General features: G+C 74.8%; 2 protein-coding genes. Both read left to right on the top strand.

All coding sequences use genetic code 11. The features are described from left to right. Positions 1–316 precede the first annotated feature (316 nt). Positions 317–1,108 (top strand): DeoR/GlpR family DNA-binding transcription regulator, encoded by a 792-nt coding sequence (locus tag NH339_RS18145; protein WP_253027428.1) that lies wholly within the window; start codon positions 317–319, stop codon positions 1,106–1,108. Continuing rightward, positions 1,105–1,561, top strand: a 457-nt coding sequence (locus NH339_RS18140) for a PfkB family carbohydrate kinase (protein ID WP_253027426.1), incomplete at its 3' end; no start/stop codon positions are given. The genes NH339_RS18145 and NH339_RS18140, both read left to right, overlap by 4 nt.

The following is a 1,561-nucleotide window of genomic DNA, read 5'->3' as shown; positions in this document are numbered from 1 at the left end:
CGCGCTCCTGCAGGCGGCCGGCGACGGTGGCCGCCGCGGCGGCGAAGAGCTCGGCCGTGTCGTCGCGCGCGGGCTCGTCGGAGGGGACGTGCGGACGGTCGCCGGGCACCAGCACGGCGCCGTGCCCGACGCCGGCGACCACGGGGGTCCCGGTGAGGGTGACCGCCGTCATGGAAATCTGTGGGGATGTGCCCGACATGCTTGACATGGCCCGAGACTATCGCGTAGAACAGCAGACATCAACATCAAATCCACACAAATCCACACAACGCGGTGACGCAGGACACCCTGCACCCCCTGCACCGTGTCGTGGGACGTGGACCGGACCCCAGGAGCACTCGTGTACGCCGCCGAACGCCGCGCACTCCTCGCCGCCCGCCTCAGCGAGCACGGCCGAGTGAGCGTCGTCGACGCCGCGGACGAGCTCGGGGTGTCCGGCGAGACCATCCGCCGCGACCTCGACGTGCTGCAGCGCCACGGCCTGGCCCGTCGTGTGCACGGCGGAGCCGTCGCCCGCACCGTGGCCCAGGCCGCGGAGCTCGCCGTCACGGACCGTGCCACCCAGCACGCGCCGGAGAAGGAGGCGATCGCGCAGGCCGCGCTCACGCTCCTGCCCGACACCGACGGCTGGGTCGCCTTCGACGCCGGCACCAGCACCGCCGCCCTCGTCGACGCGCTGCCCGCCGACGCCGCGTTCGACGCCGTGACGCACGGCATCGACGTCGCCGGCCGGCTCGCGCGGCACGAGGGTGTCTCGCTGCTCGTGGTGGGTGGGCGCGTCCGCCCGACGACGGCCGCCGCGGTCGGCGCCGACACCGTCGCCGCCTACGGGCGCATGCGTCCCGACGTCGCCTTCATCGGTGCCAACGGCATCGGCCTGGAGCGCGGGCTCACGACGCCCGACGTCGAGGAGGCGGCGGTCAAGCGGGCGCTCGTGGCCGCGGCCCGCCGCGTCGTCGTCCTCGCCGACTCCTCGAAGATCGACACCGAGTACGCCATGAGCTTCGCCTCGATCGACGAGCTCGACGTGGTCGTCACCGACAAGGGCGTCACGCGCGAGCAGGTCTCGCGGCTCGAGCGCGCCGGCCTCGAGGTCGTGGTCGCATGATCGTCACGCTCACCGCGCACCCCGCGATCGACCGCCTCGTGTGCCTCGACGGACCGCTCGAGCGCGGCGCCGTGCTGCGCACGTCGGCGTCCACCGACCAGCCGGGCGGCAAGGGCATCAACGTGGCCCGCGTGGTGCAGGCGGCCGGCGTCGACGTGCGGGCCGTGGTCCCGGCCGCCCCGGGCGACCCCGTCGTCACGTCGCTCGCGCCCACCGGCCTCGCCGTCGTGCAGGTCCCGATCGCGGGCGCCACTCGCGTCAACCTCACCCTCGCCGAGCCCGATGGCACCACCACCAAGCTCAATGCGCCCGGCACGCCGCTCGACGCCGAGGAGCGCGAAGCCCTCGTGGCGGCGCTCGTCGACGCCGCCCGTGGCGCGTCGTGGGTCGCGCTGTGCGGCTCGCTGCCCCCGGGCGTGCCCGCCGACCTGTACGCCGGGCTGGTGCCGCGGC

Origin of the sequence: Aeromicrobium sp. CnD17-E (assembly GCF_024124745.1) — a bacterium.
In the GTDB taxonomy this organism is placed as follows: Bacteria; Actinomycetota; Actinomycetes; order Propionibacteriales; family Nocardioidaceae; genus Aeromicrobium.
Note: the sequence above shows the minus strand (reverse complement) of the source record. Positions and strands in the feature narration are given on the sequence as shown.